This window comes from Abiotrophia defectiva ATCC 49176, assembly GCF_037041345.1.
Lineage (GTDB): Bacteria > Bacillota > Bacilli > Lactobacillales > Aerococcaceae > Abiotrophia.
Window position 1 is genome coordinate 314,642 of record NZ_CP146287.1, and the last position, 14,029, is coordinate 328,670.

The 14,029-nt window shown below is 49.7% G+C and carries 16 protein-coding genes and 1 rRNA gene; 14 read left to right on the forward strand and 3 right to left on the reverse strand.

All coding sequences use genetic code 11. From position 1 onward, the window contains the following. Nucleotides 1-43: 43 nt before the first annotated feature. From V7R82_RS01450 to V7R82_RS01460, 3 genes are all read left to right on the forward strand, one after another. Nucleotides 44-514 carry a putative immunity protein gene (locus V7R82_RS01450; RefSeq protein ID WP_291429164.1) on the forward strand — a complete coding sequence of 157 codons (471 nt, stop codon included), beginning with the start codon at nt 44-46 and terminating at the stop codon, nt 512-514. Between the two features lie 262 nt (nt 515-776). Continuing rightward, nucleotides 777-1,832, forward strand: coding sequence for a threonine aldolase family protein (locus V7R82_RS01455; RefSeq protein ID WP_338542998.1), 1,056 nt, complete (start codon nt 777-779; stop codon nt 1,830-1,832). Nucleotides 1,833-1,892: 60 nt separating this feature from the next. Beyond that, nucleotides 1,893-2,513, forward strand: a complete 621-nt coding sequence (locus V7R82_RS01460; RefSeq protein WP_291429160.1) for a DNA alkylation repair protein — start codon at nt 1,893-1,895, stop codon at nt 2,511-2,513. Between the two features lie 31 nt (nt 2,514-2,544). Here the strand turns inward: V7R82_RS01460 and V7R82_RS01465 are convergent, their stop codons facing one another. Then, nucleotides 2,545-2,877 (reverse strand): thioredoxin family protein, encoded by a 333-nt coding sequence (locus V7R82_RS01465; RefSeq protein WP_314211895.1) that lies wholly within the window; start codon nt 2,875-2,877, stop codon nt 2,545-2,547. A 92-nt stretch (nt 2,878-2,969) separates the two neighbouring features. Between V7R82_RS01465 and V7R82_RS01470 the strand changes: the two genes are divergently transcribed. The 7 genes from V7R82_RS01470 (at nt 2,970) to V7R82_RS01500 (ending at nt 7,569) form a co-directional block, all read left to right on the forward strand. Further along, a complete protein-coding gene (locus V7R82_RS01470; RefSeq protein ID WP_023392278.1) occupies nt 2,970-3,311 on the forward strand; it encodes a MazG nucleotide pyrophosphohydrolase domain-containing protein in 342 nt (113 codons plus the stop codon). Then, nucleotides 3,308-3,595, forward strand: a complete 288-nt coding sequence (locus tag V7R82_RS01475; RefSeq protein WP_291429157.1) for a DUF1294 domain-containing protein — start codon at nt 3,308-3,310, stop codon at nt 3,593-3,595. The genes V7R82_RS01470 and V7R82_RS01475 overlap by 4 nt, the downstream gene beginning before the upstream one ends. 186 nt (nt 3,596-3,781) lie before the next feature. Continuing rightward, entirely contained in the window at nt 3,782-4,861 is a 1,080-nt protein-coding gene (locus tag V7R82_RS01480; protein ID WP_338542999.1) for an iron-containing alcohol dehydrogenase family protein, read from the forward strand. A 166-nt stretch (nt 4,862-5,027) separates the two neighbouring features. Next, complete coding sequence (locus V7R82_RS01485; protein WP_070755832.1) at nt 5,028-5,696, forward strand: YutD family protein; 669 nt, start codon at nt 5,028-5,030, stop codon at nt 5,694-5,696. Nucleotides 5,697-5,705: 9 nt separating this feature from the next. Continuing rightward, on the forward strand, nt 5,706-6,476 hold the full coding sequence (locus V7R82_RS01490; protein ID WP_338543001.1) for a TIGR01457 family HAD-type hydrolase: 771 nt from the start codon (nt 5,706-5,708) through the stop codon (nt 6,474-6,476). A gap of 2 nt (nt 6,477-6,478) precedes the next feature. Beyond that, nucleotides 6,479-7,099: a TIGR01906 family membrane protein gene (locus V7R82_RS01495; RefSeq protein ID WP_338543002.1), complete on the forward strand. Its 621-nt coding sequence runs from the start codon at nt 6,479-6,481 to the stop codon at nt 7,097-7,099. 59 nt (nt 7,100-7,158) lie between these two features. Then, nucleotides 7,159-7,569, forward strand: a complete 411-nt coding sequence (locus V7R82_RS01500) for an Ohr family peroxiredoxin (protein WP_070755835.1) — start codon at nt 7,159-7,161, stop codon at nt 7,567-7,569. Nucleotides 7,570-7,601: 32 nt separating this feature from the next. On the opposite strand, the gene V7R82_RS01505 is transcribed toward V7R82_RS01500, so the two are convergent. Then, nucleotides 7,602-8,606 (reverse strand): NAD(P)/FAD-dependent oxidoreductase, encoded by a 1,005-nt coding sequence (locus tag V7R82_RS01505; protein ID WP_338543005.1) that lies wholly within the window; start codon nt 8,604-8,606, stop codon nt 7,602-7,604. A 76-nt stretch (nt 8,607-8,682) separates the two neighbouring features. Continuing rightward, on the reverse strand, nt 8,683-9,171 hold the full coding sequence (locus tag V7R82_RS01510) for a divergent PAP2 family protein (RefSeq protein ID WP_338543007.1): 489 nt from the start codon (nt 9,169-9,171) through the stop codon (nt 8,683-8,685). Between the two features lie 189 nt (nt 9,172-9,360). Between V7R82_RS01510 and V7R82_RS01515 the strand changes: the two genes are divergently transcribed. The 4 genes from V7R82_RS01515 to V7R82_RS01530 all read left to right on the forward strand — a co-directional run bounded on the left by V7R82_RS01515 (nt 9,361) and on the right by V7R82_RS01530 (nt 13,924). Further along, nucleotides 9,361-9,945 (forward strand): peptidylprolyl isomerase, encoded by a 585-nt coding sequence (locus V7R82_RS01515; RefSeq protein ID WP_023392269.1) that lies wholly within the window; start codon nt 9,361-9,363, stop codon nt 9,943-9,945. A 19-nt stretch (nt 9,946-9,964) separates the two neighbouring features. Then, entirely contained in the window at nt 9,965-10,366 is a 402-nt protein-coding gene (locus V7R82_RS01520) for a CvfD/Ygs/GSP13 family RNA-binding post-transcriptional regulator (RefSeq protein ID WP_023392268.1), read from the forward strand. 37 nt (nt 10,367-10,403) lie between these two features. Beyond that, the gene (locus V7R82_RS01525; RefSeq protein ID WP_303823044.1) at nt 10,404-11,747 is read left to right on the forward strand and encodes a glucose-6-phosphate isomerase; all 1,344 of its coding nucleotides are present in this window, start codon (nt 10,404-10,406) and stop codon (nt 11,745-11,747) included. 622 nt (nt 11,748-12,369) lie between these two features. After that, nucleotides 12,370-13,924, forward strand: a 16S ribosomal RNA gene (locus V7R82_RS01530). The last annotated feature ends 105 nt before the right edge of the window (nt 13,925-14,029 follow it).

Below are 14,029 nucleotides of genomic sequence, written 5' to 3' on the forward strand. Positions count from 1 at the left end.
TTGGTGTATACTAGGGCTAAGAAGTTTATAAGGGGGTGAGGCTATGACCAGGCGGAAAATTAAGTTGCTAGACAGCGATGATTTGAGAAAGCAGCTAGATTCCTATTACCAAGCCGCTAGTCAGGAGACTTGTGCCCGCTTCGGCCGGGATTTGGTAGAGCATTTGATTGAATTGACGGGCTTCAAGGTAGGGCAGGAGCCTGATGTTGAGGCAGGTTGGGCTGTCAGCCAAGCTTGTTTGGTCGGCCAGGCCCGTATGCATGATGTCAGACAGGCGGGCTTCAAGATACACGCCCTGGCCAAGCAAGCCGAGAATCCTCTAGAACAAACCCTTTTGCGGGTCATTGGCCATGCGGTGGCGACCGCCCATATGAAGGAACACGCCCTGGTCGCCAGTGACTATGCAATCAAGCTTATTAACCTAGCCTATCCAGATGACCTGGCAGCCGTTCAAAAAGAACGCCAGTGGCAGTTGGCTTGGTGGCAAGACAAAACAGACTATGATAGAGCCTAGCTTCTGTCGTAGTTTTTTGTTTTCTTAGGGGCATCAATATTTCCCAACTATATCCTCATCTAGAAAGAATCTTATATAACAGATGTGGTCAGAAGATGTTGACAGGCCGGAGTAGGGCTTTACTTTTCTTGTATTAGGTCAGAATTACGAACATTTAAGCACAAACTATTTAAACTTAGTAGTGCGGTTTGCGCCCCAGAGTCAAGAGAGTATATAATAAATCCAGCAGGACTATATTGATTAAATTAGGGGATTGATTAGTATGACTGAAGACTATTTGTATTTTGGATCTGATTATTTAGAGGGAGCACATGAGCGGGTTTTGGAGCGATTGATAGAAGTCAACCGCCAGCCGGCTGCGGGTTATGGTAGTGATAGCCACAGTGAACGGGCCTATGACTTGATTCGTCAAGCCTGCGACTGCCCCCATGCCACGGTTCATTTCTTTATAGGGGGAACTCAAACCAACTCCACTGTTATTCGGGCCCTCTTACGGCCCTACCAAGGGGTCTTGGCGCCGGATACGGGCCATATTAATGTCCATGAAGCGGGCGCGATTGAACTAGGGGGTCACAAGGTTTTGCCTCTGCCTAGCCATGAAGGTAAGTTGACCGCCCAAGCGGTTGAGGATTGGGTGACGACTTTCTATGCGGATGCTAACCATGTCCATTCAGTCTATCCTGGCATGGTCTATGTGTCGCAACCAACCGAGTTGGGGACGCTCTACAGTCTAGCCGAGCTTGAAGCCTTGTCAACTGTCTGCCGTCGGCACCAGCTTCCCCTCTTTATTGATGGGGCGCGACTGGCCTATGCCTTGGCCAGCCCAAGTAACGATGTCAGTCTAGCGGATTTGGCGCGTTTGACGGATGTCTTCTATATTGGCGGAACCAAGTGTGGAACCCTGCTAGGGGAGGCCGTGGTGATTTCCAACCCAAGTCTACTGCCACACTTCTTTACTGTCATGAAGCAGGGGGGTGCCGTCCTAGCTAAAGGACGCGTCCTAGGGGTCCAATTCGAGGCGCTGTTCGAGGATGGCTTCTATCAGGTCATCGGCCGCGAGGCGGTGGCAGCAGCCCAGACTATTCAGGATTGCCTAGTGGCCAATGGCTACGAGCTAGTCGATCGTTCGGTAACCAACCAGGTCTTTGTCCGTCTACCTAAGGTCTTGGTGCCGATATGGTCGGACAAGGTCCAATATGCGACCTGGGAACTGGCTGAGGATTATGTCGTGGCCCGTCTGACAACGGCTTGGTCTACGCGACCAGAGCAGGTGACGGCCCTCTGTAATTTCATTGCCCTGCACCCAGTTCAAAGCTAAGTTTATTTTGACCGCCTTGATAGGATGCGGTCTTTAGTAAAAGAGAGAAGGTGACTGCCGATGCAAGACTATATCAAGCGCCTGGAGGCGGAGTTCTCACTGATTGAAAAAGGCTTCAAGGAAGAGGAGAAAAGGGCTCAAGCGGATTACGCCAGTCAGGATTCGGACTATATCAAGCGATTGGCCATGCAGGCCTATCAATCAGAAACCTATCAAGTGCGCATGTATGCCGTCTTCCTCATGGGCTACCTGTCCCAGCAAGAGGACATACTGAATTATTTGAGAGAGCAGGTCTGTCTGGACCCTAACTGGCGGGTCCAGGAAGTATTAGCCAAGGCCTTGGACCATTACTGCAAGACCACAGGTTACCCAGCAGCCTTGCCGGTCGTTGATGAATGGCTAGGCCATAGCCAAGCTAATACCAGACGGGCTGTAACGGAGGGGCTGAGAATTTGGACTAGCCGGCCTTACTTTAAGGACCATCCCCAGGAAGCCATTGGGCGTATCGCTGGCTTGAAGCGGGATCCCAGTGACTATGTCCGCAAGTCGGTCGGCAATGCCCTGAGGGACATTAGCCGGAAATTTCCTGATCTCATTCAAGCGGAGTTAGCAACTTGGACCTTGGACGGCAAAGACATCCAGCAGGTTCATAAGCTAGCTAGCAAATTTCTCATTGCATAAAAAAAGGCCATGTCATGGCCTTTTTCTTATCTTATGGTCTATCTTGACGTAGTTCCCAGTAGTAATCCAGCTTGTCTAGCAAGAGGTCCAGGCTAAAATAGCCAGCTTCTTGCAGGTAGCGGCGCCCATCAATGTATACTTGTAAGGTGGGCGCGGACAGGATTTGTTCCTGGGCGGCTACTTGGGGCCACTGGCTTAAGTCGATATAGCGTAGGGTAGCCTGGGGATGGCTTTGAGCCCATTCATCCAGTCTCAAGGCCAAGCTAGCGCAGGGCGCGCATTGGGGTCTACCGAATTGGAGAATGAGGAGCTGAGACTGAGCCTTGAGTTGGGCCAAGTCTTCGTGGGCTTGGAGTGCTTGCATGTGGGTCCTCCTTAACAGATTCTTATTTTTATGGTAGCATGGTGACTGAGACTGGGCAAGTTAGGTGCTTGCGCCCATAGGAGGAGACGGGAATGACAGATTTGAATTTGGCAGCTCTAGAGGCCTATCTAGCGGAGCATTATGGTGACTGGGGTCAGGAACAGGGCCTCTTCATTAAGCTAGTAGAGGAAATGGGTGAAATAGCCGAGCTACTCAATATTCGTGCGGGGCGCAAGCAAGGCAAGGGCCAGGATACCGACCAGGAACTGGTGACTGAGCTGGCGGACCTGATTCATTATGCGGTGGCCATTGCGGCCATCAATGGCTTGGATTTAAGCAAGGCCATCATCGAGAAGGATATTCAGGCAGCCATCAAGTACCAGCATGAGCGTAATCTGGCTGACTTCTTAGCAGAATGGAAACAGCGGCCATGATGACCTATATTTGGCTCTATCTTGTTCTGATTAATCTGCTGACGGCTGCTGTCTATATCTGGGATAAGCATCAAGCTGTGGCGCGCCACTGGCGGGTGCCGGAAGCCCGCCTATTAGGCCTAGCTGCCATAGGAGGTGCCCTGGGCGCCCTCCTGGCCATGCAGGTTTGGCGCCACAAGACCCACAAGTGGCTTTTTGCCCTGGGGGTCCCTCTTATGTTAGTGCTTCAGGCCGTCCTTCTCATTTTCCTTGTATTTGAGTGGCTCCCTAAGTTAGGGCGTTAAGCTAGTACTAGTTAGCGTCAAGCCGATGGCTTGGCGCTTTTTTCATGAAATTTCCAATTGTTTTCAGAAAGTGATACAAATTTCTGACGCCAGATCCTTGTATTAGAAAAATAAGTGTGTTAGAGTATTTTCTAATAAAACTTTAATCATTCGCTTAGCTATATCTAAGTGATAAGGAGGACGCTTATGGAATTTGTACAAGTCGTACGTAGTACACCCGGACAATATATCAGTGAAAAAGGAGCTTTGGCTTCTTTAGTAGGCATTTTAAAGAACTTCGAGCGTCCCTACATTATTACCGGGGAGAAATCTTACGCTGCCTTTCTTAAACATTTACCTCAACCGCTAGAAGGTGTGCCAGTCTTACGTTATGACCACACAGCCAGCTATGAAGATATGGACCGCTTGGCTCAATTAGCAGCTGATGCCGATGTCATCGTGGCTGTCGGTGGGGGCAAGCTTTGTGACACTGCCAAGGGGACGGCTGACCGCCTCCACTGTGAAGTGGTGACCGTGCCGACAATCGTGGGGACCTGTGCGCCAACCACTCCTGTTGCGGCTGTCTACCATCCTAATGGAGTCTTCAATGACGTGGCCTACTTCAAACGTACCCCGTATGCCTGCGTGGTGGACTTAGATCTCCTAGTTGAGTCGCCTAGACGCTACTTCGAAGGGGGCATCTGTGATACGGTAGCCAAGTGGTATGAAGCCGAAAGTATCACCCGTCATTTGACTGGGGCGCTAGAAGCCAATGTAGAATTAGGTTTGGCTGCTGCCAAGGTAACCAAGGATATTCTGCTTCGCGATACCCACGCTGCCTTAGCCACTCATGCCTTGGGCGTAGTGAACGACACCTTCAAGCGCGTGGTTGACACGGTCTTCAACGTGGCTGCTGCCGTAGGGTGCTTTGCCTGTGAATATGGCCGTATGTCGGGGGCTCACGCTGTCCACAACGCTCTATCACAATTTGCCGAAACCCATACCATTGAACATGGGGTCAAGGTGGCTTATGGGCTGCTGGTAATGTTGGCAGCCATGGGTGAAGAGGGTGAGACCCAAAAACTCATCGACTACTGCAAGGACAATGGCTTCATCTACTCCTGGCAACAACTAGGGGTCCAAGAGGATATGGCGACTGCCGTAGCTAAGATGGCTGACTTCGCCGCCTCCGACAAGGAGACCTTCAAACTGGCGGTGCCTGGCGTGACACCTGAACAAGTCCAAGCGGCCGTCTACCAGGTAGAAGCCCAAGCTCAAGCTAAATAATTCTAATTTCTACTTCCTTAAGATCGGTCCGCTCATTCAGTTCGCCATAAGCTGAATGAGCGGGCTTTTTTGTCGGGTGACTTGGCTCAGAGAATTCCATAGCTTGCAGGGCCAGAATTTGCTATAATAGGAAGGAACGAGACATAGAAGTAAAGGAGCTAAAGGCATGACCCAACGCGATAATAATATATCCTATCAAATCGACTCCATCCTGACCGACGTTAGTCAGGACCAAGTCCAAGAAGACAAGCAAATTCGCCAAATTAACGAAGACCACCTGCTGATTAAGGAGGAACCTTATCAATTGGTTCTCAACTACCGTGAGGGCTTCGACTTGCTAGCCTTCGAGAATCGCTACCAAGAATACTTCGAGAAGTTCGACTTCATTGTCGGGGACTGGGGCTTTGAACAGTTACGCCTACGAGGCTTCTATCAAATCGGCCAGGCCAAGGTGCCTAAGGATCAGACCATTGATTTCCTAGAAGACTATCTCAATGAATACTGTAACTTTGGCTGTCGATACTTCGTCCTAGCCAAGGAGCGGGAAGTGGCTAAATACGCCAAACTCAAAGACAAGGCTAAGACTAAGCCGGCCCCAATCGAGAAAAAGGTAGGCGAGACCAAGCAACTAGCTAAGATTCAAGTTAAGGAAGATCCAAATCGCTTCAAGGGCAACAAGGTGGATGCGCCGGCTAAGGGCGGCAAGAAGCCTTTCAAGAAGCGCAACCGTCGCCCAGCCGCTGGCGATCAGGCGGCCCCTAAACAGGCGCCAGCTGCTGCCAAGCAACGTAAGAATAACTTTGTCATCAAGCAAAAGAACAAAACCAACCCTTAGGAGGTCCCTATGAAAGACTACGCAGGTTATTTGATTGATTTAGATGGAACGGTCTACTTCGGCAAGAATCGTATTCCGACAGCCGAAGCCTTCATTAAGAAGTTAGTGGCGCAAGACATTCCCTTCCTCTTCATTACCAATAATGCGACGCGCTCGGCAGCTCAAGTGGCTCAGGCCCTCAGCACCCAGTATGAATTGCCTGTGACCGAGAAGCATGTCTATACCTCCGCCATGGCCATTATTGACTATCTGCATGCCCACCATGAGGGGCAAACGGTTTATGTAGTGGGCGAAGCACCCCTTAAGGAACAGGTGGCAGCAGCCGGCTTCACGCTAGTGGAAAATGAATCGGCTCAAGTGGTGGTCCAAGCCCTGGACCGTCAGACCACCTATGAAGCCCTGTCCATTGCGGTCCTAGCTATCCGTAATGGTGCGGCCTTCTTGGTGACCAATACCGACAGTAATATCCCAACTGAACGGGGCATGATGCCAAGCTCAGGAGCCTTGACTTCCTTTATTCAGTATGCCAGTCAGGTAGAACCGGTCGTTATGGGCAAACCTTTCAGTCCTATTCTGGAAGGTGGTCTCCATACCCTGGGCTTGACCAAGGATCAAGTCCTCATGATTGGTGATAATTACGAGACCGACATCAAGGTGGGGATTAATGCCGGTATGGATACCCTACTCGTCTTAACAGGCTTCACTCAAGAAGAAGATCTCAAGTCCGTGCCAGTGCAACCAACCTACGTCCGGCCAGACCTCTCCACTTGGGAGCTCTAGTCATGGAACAAATAAGGGCATGGATTCGGGCGGGAGTCAGTCTCTTGGGTGGCCTGGCCAATGCTGTTCTAGGCACCGTCATCTTAGCGCCCCTGCTCTATGGGGCCTATCTGCAACTAGGCTGGATTCCACGTATTGCAGGCCTGTCAAAGGCAGCAATCTATGATGACTTTATGCGCATCTGGACCTATCTATGGCAAGTCTGGCGGCCTAGCCTAGAACTAGCACATTTTGCCAGTTCAGCCGGAGGGCGTCAGCACTTTGCTGAGGTTCGGACGCTCATAATTGGCCTGGTCTTGTTAGCTCTCCTGCTCAATGTCCTTATCTGGCGCTGGGCCCGCCAAGAGCAATTCAACTCCTGGTCCTATTGGCAGGCGCTTAAGCAAGGCCAGTGGGGGCTAGCCCTACTAGGACTAGGGATGCTACTCTTCTTTGACCAGGCCTTTGTGGCCTTCCATCGGCTCTTCTTCGCCAATGAGCTCTGGCTCTTCGATCCGCGTCTGGACCCCGTCATTTGGATTCTACCTCAGTCTTATTTTTTGGGACTGACGGCACTTATTCTGGCCTTCTATGTCTTGTGGTCCTGGCTTTTTGCCAAATTCTTCGCTCCTCAAGCATTTTGAATACGCTTTGCATAAGCTTATGCTATAATGAGGATAACCTAATCGAGGAGGAAGTAAGTATGAGCAAAAAAATTTCATTATCAACCGTCGTGAACACAGGTGGCCGTGATGGCGAAGTTAAATCCGTAACAGGGGACTTAAACCTTAAGACTAGCATGGCTAAAAAAGAAGGCTACACCAACCCAGAAGAACTCTTCGCAGCTGGTTTGTCTGCCTGCTTCAATGGGGCTTTGTCCTTCCCATTACAACGTGATGGCTTAGGCGACCGTCAACGCCAAGTGCGCGCTGAAGTAGTGCTCTTAGGCGACCTGCCAGATACTAACAGCTTGCACCTAGCAGCTAAATTAATTGTATCTATTGAAGGCTTGAGCCCAGAAGAAACCTTACGCTATGTTCAAGAGACAGAAAACATCTGCCCTTACACTAAAGCAGTAAAAGGCAACATCGAAGTGGAATTAGTAGCTGAATAAGTATAAAAAGACGAGGCCCAGGCCTCGTCTCTTTATTTATCCTCGAAAAGGGAGGAACTGTGAACATGTAGATTGTTGCGCTCTGGATAGAGGCTGGCCATGGCGTGGCTAACCGCTGTAGTGGCTTCACCAAAACCAGTCGCAATCAGCTTAGTCTTGCCTTGGTATTGGGCAATATCCCCGATGGCATAGACACCTGGCAAATTAGTTTGGTGGCAGCTGCCGGTCTCGATAGTCTGACGCTTGATGGTAAGGGGCCACTTGGCGATTTCGCCCAAGGAAGAGACGAAGCCGTAGCTGACGATGAAGTCATCGACGGCTAAGTCGACGCTTTCTTCTTGGCGTGGCACTTGCAAGGTTAGGTGGTCAAGCTGGCCGTCTTGGCCATGGAGGGCAACTGGAATATAAGGGGTCCAAATCTTGACGCTAGAAGACTCCAACAGGCTGACACTGTGTTCGTGGGCCCGGAATTGGGGTCTGCGGTGAATTAGGTGGACTTGCTTGGCATAAGGTTCGATAGCCAGCGCCCAGTCCAGGGCGGAGTCGCCCCCGCCACAGATGGCTACGACCCGATCTTGGAAGGCCTCAGGTTGGCGGACAAAGTAATGAAGCGATTTACCTTCGAAGTCTGGCGCCTCGGGCAAGTCCAATTTACGAGGACGGAAGGCCCCGTTGCCTACGGCGATAATAACCGCGCGGCTAAAATGACTGGCTTGCGGGGTCTGAATTTCATAGTAGGGCTTGCCGTCCTCATCTTCATGTTGAATCAGTTGACGGGCTTCCTGGCCGGTACAGATGGTGGTGTCGAAGTGGTCCAGTTGTTGAATCAGGGACTGGGTGAGGTCGCCCCCCTTTATTTGGTAGTGGGCCGGGATATCGTAGATGGTCTTCTCAGGGTAGAGATGGGCTGGCTGGCCACCTAGCAGGTCCAAGCTTTCGATGATTTTGGTCTTGGCCTGGCGCATGCCAGCGTAAAAGGCAGCATAGAGGCCAACCGGCCCGCCACCGATGATGGTGATGTCGTAAATTTGTGACATAGTAGGGACTCCTTATTCAATCATAGTTTTTAAGGCAAAAGAAAAGGGCAAGTCCAGGGTCCTTGCACCAGATTTCTTAGAGACTGAGATAGATGGCCCGGCTGACGAAGGCGACTAGAACGCCGACTAAGACGCCGACCACCACTTCGGTGGGGCGATGGCCCAGGTATTTTTCGATGATCATATCCTCATAATGATCGATGTCGTAGCTTTCTTGCAGACGGCGGAAGTCAGCTTGGATCTCCGGATCTTGCAGGCGACGCTTAGCTAAGAGGTTGAGCAGGAGGCCCTGTTCGCCACTCTGGCGACGTACGCCCATGGAGTCAAACATGACGATGACCCCGAAAATAGTGGCGATGGCCACCAGAGGGGATTCAAAGCCGTATTCCAGCACTAGGCTGGTAATCAGGCTGCTAACTGCGGCCGAATGCGAACTTGGCATGCCGCCAGTCGTCATGACAATATTTACTTTGACCTTATGACGGCTAGTCACGAGGGCAATAGGGTATTTAATAGCTTGAGTGAAGAGAATCGCGACAAGAGATGTCAGCAATATAGTATTCATAAGTGGGGGGATCCCTCCTTCTCCTTATACAGGTATCTATTAGATAATATCAAAAAATGCGACTTGAAACTAGTAGGAAGCCGTAAATTCTCAAGAAAAATCGTCTAGAGGTCGCTTTTGATTTGAATCTGACGGGATTTAGTGTATCATATAGATGATATTCAACCATTAACAATAGGAGGATGATTCATGACATATCCACAACTTGATCTGGCTCAAGCCAGCTTACATGCTTTAATTAAAACCAACCACGGCGACATCAAGGTAGCCCTTTTCCCAGAGCTAGCACCTAAGACCGTGGCTAACTTCGTAGGTCTTGCTAAGCAAGGCTACTATGACGGCGTGATTTTCCATCGGGTCATTGAAGACTTCATGATTCAGGGAGGCGACCCAAGCGGTACCGGTATGGGCGGCGAGAGCATCTACGGCGAGAGCTTCGAAGATGAATTCTCACGTGAGCTCTACAACTTGAAGGGGGCCCTTTCCATGGCTAACGCAGGGCCTAATACCAACGGCAGCCAATTCTTCATCGTGACAGCCAGCAATGTACCAAGCACCATGTTGGGCCAAATGCAGGAACTCGGTTTCCCTGAAGAAATCGTGGCAGCCTATGCGACAGAGGGTGGGACACCTTGGTTGGACCAACGCCACACTGTCTTCGGTCATGTGGTAGAAGGCATGGATGTCGTCATTGCAATCAATAAAGTTGTTACCGGTCTCCAAGATAAACCGGTAGAACCTGTTGTGATTGAGACGATTGATGTGTTAGAATAAGCAAGGATGGTGACATCCTATGACTGAATTTAAAATAGGCGATATCGTTGAAGGCCAAATCACAGGTATCCAAAATTATGGTGTTTTCGTTGGCCTCTCGCCAACCGAACAAGGTCTGGTTCATATTTCCGAGTGCAAGCATGGCTACATGAATGAACTCAGCAACCAGATTAAGGTAGGCGACAAGGTCAAGGTCATGGTCATTGACATTGATGAATATACCAAGAAGATTAGCCTGTCCATGCGGGTCTTGATGAAGCTCAACACCCCGCCGTATCCAGCCCGGACCAAGAAGCGCGCCAAGCGCCATTTGCCTGACATTGGTTTTTCCAGTGTGGCTAAGAAGTTACCGGAGTGGATTGACAGCGCCCTTCAATCCATTGAAGAAGATCGCTTTGAAGTCAAGCAACAAATCAAATAAACTAGTCCAATACTAGCTAGACAAGAGGTAGGAAAAAATGGCACATATTAAATTTGATTACTCTACTGCCAAAAAATTCTTTGGCGAACACGAACTAACTCAACTCCAAGACTACGTGACCGTAGCTGACCGTCAATTGCGTGAGGGTACAGGGGCAGGTAGCGACTATACTGGTTGGGTGACTTGGCCTGAAGCATACGACAAGGAAGAATTTGCCCAAGTTCAAGCAGCTGCTGAGAAAATCCGTCAAGATTCTGATGTCTTAGTTGTGATCGGGATTGGGGGTTCATACCTAGGTGCCCGTGCAGCCATCGAGTTCTTGAACGATAGCTTCTATAATATGAAGGCCGGCCGCAAGGGTATGCCACAAGTAGTCTTTGCTGGTAACAGCATTTCTTCTACTTATTTACATGACTTATTAGACTTAATTGGCGACCGTGACTTCTCAATCAACGTTATTTCTAAATCAGGGACTACTACTGAACCAGCCGTTGGTTTCCGTGTCCTCAAGGAAAAATTGATTGCTAAGTATGGTAAGGAAGAAGCCATCAAACGTATCTACGCAACCACTGACGCTAAGCGTGGCGCCCTCAAGGCAGAAGCTGACCAAGAAGGCTACCAAACTTTCGTTATTCCAGATGCAATCGGCGGGCGCTTCACTGTCTTAACACCAGTTGGTCTCTTGCCAATCGCAGTTGCAGGTGGCGACATCCAAGCTATGATGCAAGGGGCAGCAGCTGCTATGGCCGAATACAGCCAAGCAGATTTAGCAAGCAACCAAGCTTACCAATATGCAGCGATTCGTAACATTCTCTACCGTAAAGGTAAAGTAACCGAACTCTTGGTTAACTACGAACCAGGTATGGCCTTCTTCAACGAATGGTGGAAACAACTCTTCGGTGAATCAGAAGGGAAAGACTTCAAGGGCATTTACCCATCAAGTGCTAACTTCTCTACTGACTTACACTCCTTGGGTCAATACATCCAAGAAGGCCGTCGCAACATCTTCGAGACGGTTGTCAAGGTTGAGACGCCTCGCCATGACGTGGTCATTCCAGAACAAGAAGTTGATACCGATGGTTTAGGTTACTTACAAGGTCAAACAGTTGACTTCGTTAACACCAAAGCCTTCCAAGGGACACTCTTGGCTCACATCGATGGCCAAGTGCCTAACTTAGTCGTAAGCATTCCAGCGATGGACGCCTACAGCTTAGGTTACTTAGTCTACTTCTTCGAAATTGCGGTGGCTATTTCTGGTTACCTCAATGGGGTTAACCCATTCGACCAACCAGGGGTAGAAGCCTACAAGAAGAATATGTTTGCCCTCTTAGGCAAGCCAGGTTTTGAAGACTTAGCTGCAGAATTGAACAGCCGCTTATAAGACTTTCTACTATATAATAGACAGAAACAAGCAGGGATCCAGATAGACTTCCCTGCTTGTCTTGTTTATACCACTATATCTTGTGGCCAAAGAGGGCCCCAAAGAGTCTTAAACACAAGTTCTCAAATAGACCAAAAAAGATGAAAAAAAGTGGTTGACAGTCTTAAGTGGACCATGGTATATTACTAGAGTCCTTACGACAGCGACAGCTGAAAAAGCTGCTGGCTAATTCCTAAAAAGGGCTTGACCTGAAGCGGTTGTAATGATATTATAGAGTAGGTCTGAGAGTTAGCGAACATTCACTAAAAAGTTTGAAAAAAGAGCTAAAAAGTGTTTGACAAGCATAGCCGAGACTGATATGATATATGAGTTGCTACCAGCAACAAGCACTGACCAAAAACTTCGAAAAAACTTCTGAAAAGTTGTTGACAGGAAGTGAGGCTTGTGCTAATATATAGAAGTTGTCACGTGGTGGCAAGGAGCACATTGAAAACTAAACAAAGACACACCAAGAATGTGAGGGTCATCGAGGAAACTTGATGAACAACCAACAATTCAGCAGCAGACAAGCTGGGTAAAAAACAAGCTAGTAAAGAAATGAGTCAACAAGACTTATGAAATTTTTCATGAGAGTTTGATCCTGGCTCAGGACGAACGCTGGCGGCGTGCCTAATACATGCAAGTCGAACGAACCGCGACTGAGTGCTTGCACTTGGTCAAGGTGAGTGGCGAACGGGTGAGTAACACGTGGGTAACCTACCTCATAGTGGGGGATAACAGTCGGAAACGACTGCTAATACCGCATAGGACATGGGATCACATGATCCAGTGAGGAAAGGTGGCGCAAGCTATCGCTAAGAGATGGACCCGCGGTGCATTAGCTAGTTGGTAGGGTAACGGCCTACCAAGGCGATGATGCATAGCCGACCTGAGAGGGTGATCGGCCACATTGGGACTGAGACACGGCCCAAACTCCTACGGGAGGCAGCAGTAGGGAATCTTCCGCAATGGACGCAAGTCTGACGGAGCAACGCCGCGTGAGTGAAGAAGGTCTTCGGATCGTAAAGCTCTGTTGTTAGAGAAGAACAGCGCATAGAGTAACTGTTATGCGTGTGACGGTATCTAACCAGAAAGCCACGGCTAACTACGTGCCAGCAGCCGCGGTAATACGTAGGTGGCGAGCGTTGTCCGGATTTATTGGGCGTAAAGGGAGTGTAGGCGGTCTTTTAAGTCTGATGTGAAAGCCCACGGCTCAACCGTGGAGGGTCATTGGAAACTGGGAGACTTGAGTGCAGAAGAGGAGAGCGGAATTCCATGTGTAGCGGTGAAATGCGTAGATATATGGAGGAACACCAGTGGCGAAGGCGGCTCTCTGGTCTGTAACTGACGCTGAGGCTCGAAAGCGTGGGGAGCAAACAGGATTAGATACCCTGGTAGTCCACGCCGTAAACGATGAGTGCTAAGTGTTGGAGGGGTTCCACCCTTCAGTGCTGGAGTTAACGCAATAAGCACTCCGCCTGGGGAGTACGGCCGCAAGGCTGAAACTCAAAGGAATTGACGGGGACCCGCACAAGCGGTGGAGCATGTGGTTTAATTCGAAGCAACGCGAAGAACCTTACCAGGTCTTGACATCCCGACGACCGCTCTAGAGATAGAGTTTTTCTTCGGAACGTCGGTGACAGGTGGTGCATGGTTGTCGTCAGCTCGTGTCGTGAGATGTTGGGTTAAGTCCCGCAACGAGCGCAACCCCTATAACTAGTTGCCAGCATTAAGATGGGGACTCTAGTTAGACTGCCGGTGACAAACCGGAGGAAGGTGGGGATGACGTCAAATCATCATGCCCCTTATGACCTGGGCTACACACGTGCTACAATGGATGGTACAACGAGCAGCGAACTCGCGAGGGTAAGCGAATCTCTAAAAGCCATTCTCAGTTCGGATTGTAGTCTGCAACTCGACTACATGAAGCCGGAATCGCTAGTAATCGCGGATCAGCACGCCGCGGTGAATACGTTCCCGGGTCTTGTACACACCGCCCGTCACACCACGAGAGTTTGTAACACCCGAAGCCGGTGGCCTAACCTTTTAGGAGGGAGCCGTCGAAGGTGGGATAGATGATTGGGGTGAAGTCGTAACAAGGTAGCCGTATCGGAAGGTGCGGCTGGATCACCTCCTTTCTAAGGAGTAACGGAACCTCACAGAGCTTGCGTCTTTGTTTAGTTTTGAGTGTGCTAACACTCAAACTTGCACATTGAAAACTGAATAACCAAACAAACCGTTTT

Coding starts and splice junctions, on each gene's coding strand:
- V7R82_RS01490 (WP_338543001.1), top strand. CDS start 5,706: ATGAAAGACTACGCAGGTTATTTGATTGATTTAGATGGAACGGTCTAC.
- V7R82_RS01465 (WP_314211895.1), bottom strand. CDS start 2,877: ATGCAAGCACTCCAAGCCCACGAAGACTTGGCCCAACTCAAGGCTCAG.
- V7R82_RS01515 (WP_023392269.1), top strand. CDS start 9,361: ATGACATATCCACAACTTGATCTGGCTCAAGCCAGCTTACATGCTTTA.
- V7R82_RS01520 (WP_023392268.1), top strand. CDS start 9,965: ATGACTGAATTTAAAATAGGCGATATCGTTGAAGGCCAAATCACAGGT.
- V7R82_RS01450 (WP_291429164.1), top strand. CDS start 44: ATGACCAGGCGGAAAATTAAGTTGCTAGACAGCGATGATTTGAGAAAG.
- V7R82_RS01500 (WP_070755835.1), top strand. CDS start 7,159: ATGAGCAAAAAAATTTCATTATCAACCGTCGTGAACACAGGTGGCCGT.
- V7R82_RS01455 (WP_338542998.1), top strand. CDS start 777: ATGACTGAAGACTATTTGTATTTTGGATCTGATTATTTAGAGGGAGCA.
- V7R82_RS01480 (WP_338542999.1), top strand. CDS start 3,782: ATGGAATTTGTACAAGTCGTACGTAGTACACCCGGACAATATATCAGT.
- V7R82_RS01460 (WP_291429160.1), top strand. CDS start 1,893: ATGCAAGACTATATCAAGCGCCTGGAGGCGGAGTTCTCACTGATTGAA.
- V7R82_RS01510 (WP_338543007.1), bottom strand. CDS start 9,171: ATGAATACTATATTGCTGACATCTCTTGTCGCGATTCTCTTCACTCAA.
- V7R82_RS01505 (WP_338543005.1), bottom strand. CDS start 8,606: ATGTCACAAATTTACGACATCACCATCATCGGTGGCGGGCCGGTTGGC.
- V7R82_RS01470 (WP_023392278.1), top strand. CDS start 2,970: ATGACAGATTTGAATTTGGCAGCTCTAGAGGCCTATCTAGCGGAGCAT.
- V7R82_RS01495 (WP_338543002.1), top strand. CDS start 6,479: ATGGAACAAATAAGGGCATGGATTCGGGCGGGAGTCAGTCTCTTGGGT.
- V7R82_RS01475 (WP_291429157.1), top strand. CDS start 3,308: ATGATGACCTATATTTGGCTCTATCTTGTTCTGATTAATCTGCTGACG.
- V7R82_RS01485 (WP_070755832.1), top strand. CDS start 5,028: ATGACCCAACGCGATAATAATATATCCTATCAAATCGACTCCATCCTG.
- V7R82_RS01525 (WP_303823044.1), top strand. CDS start 10,404: ATGGCACATATTAAATTTGATTACTCTACTGCCAAAAAATTCTTTGGC.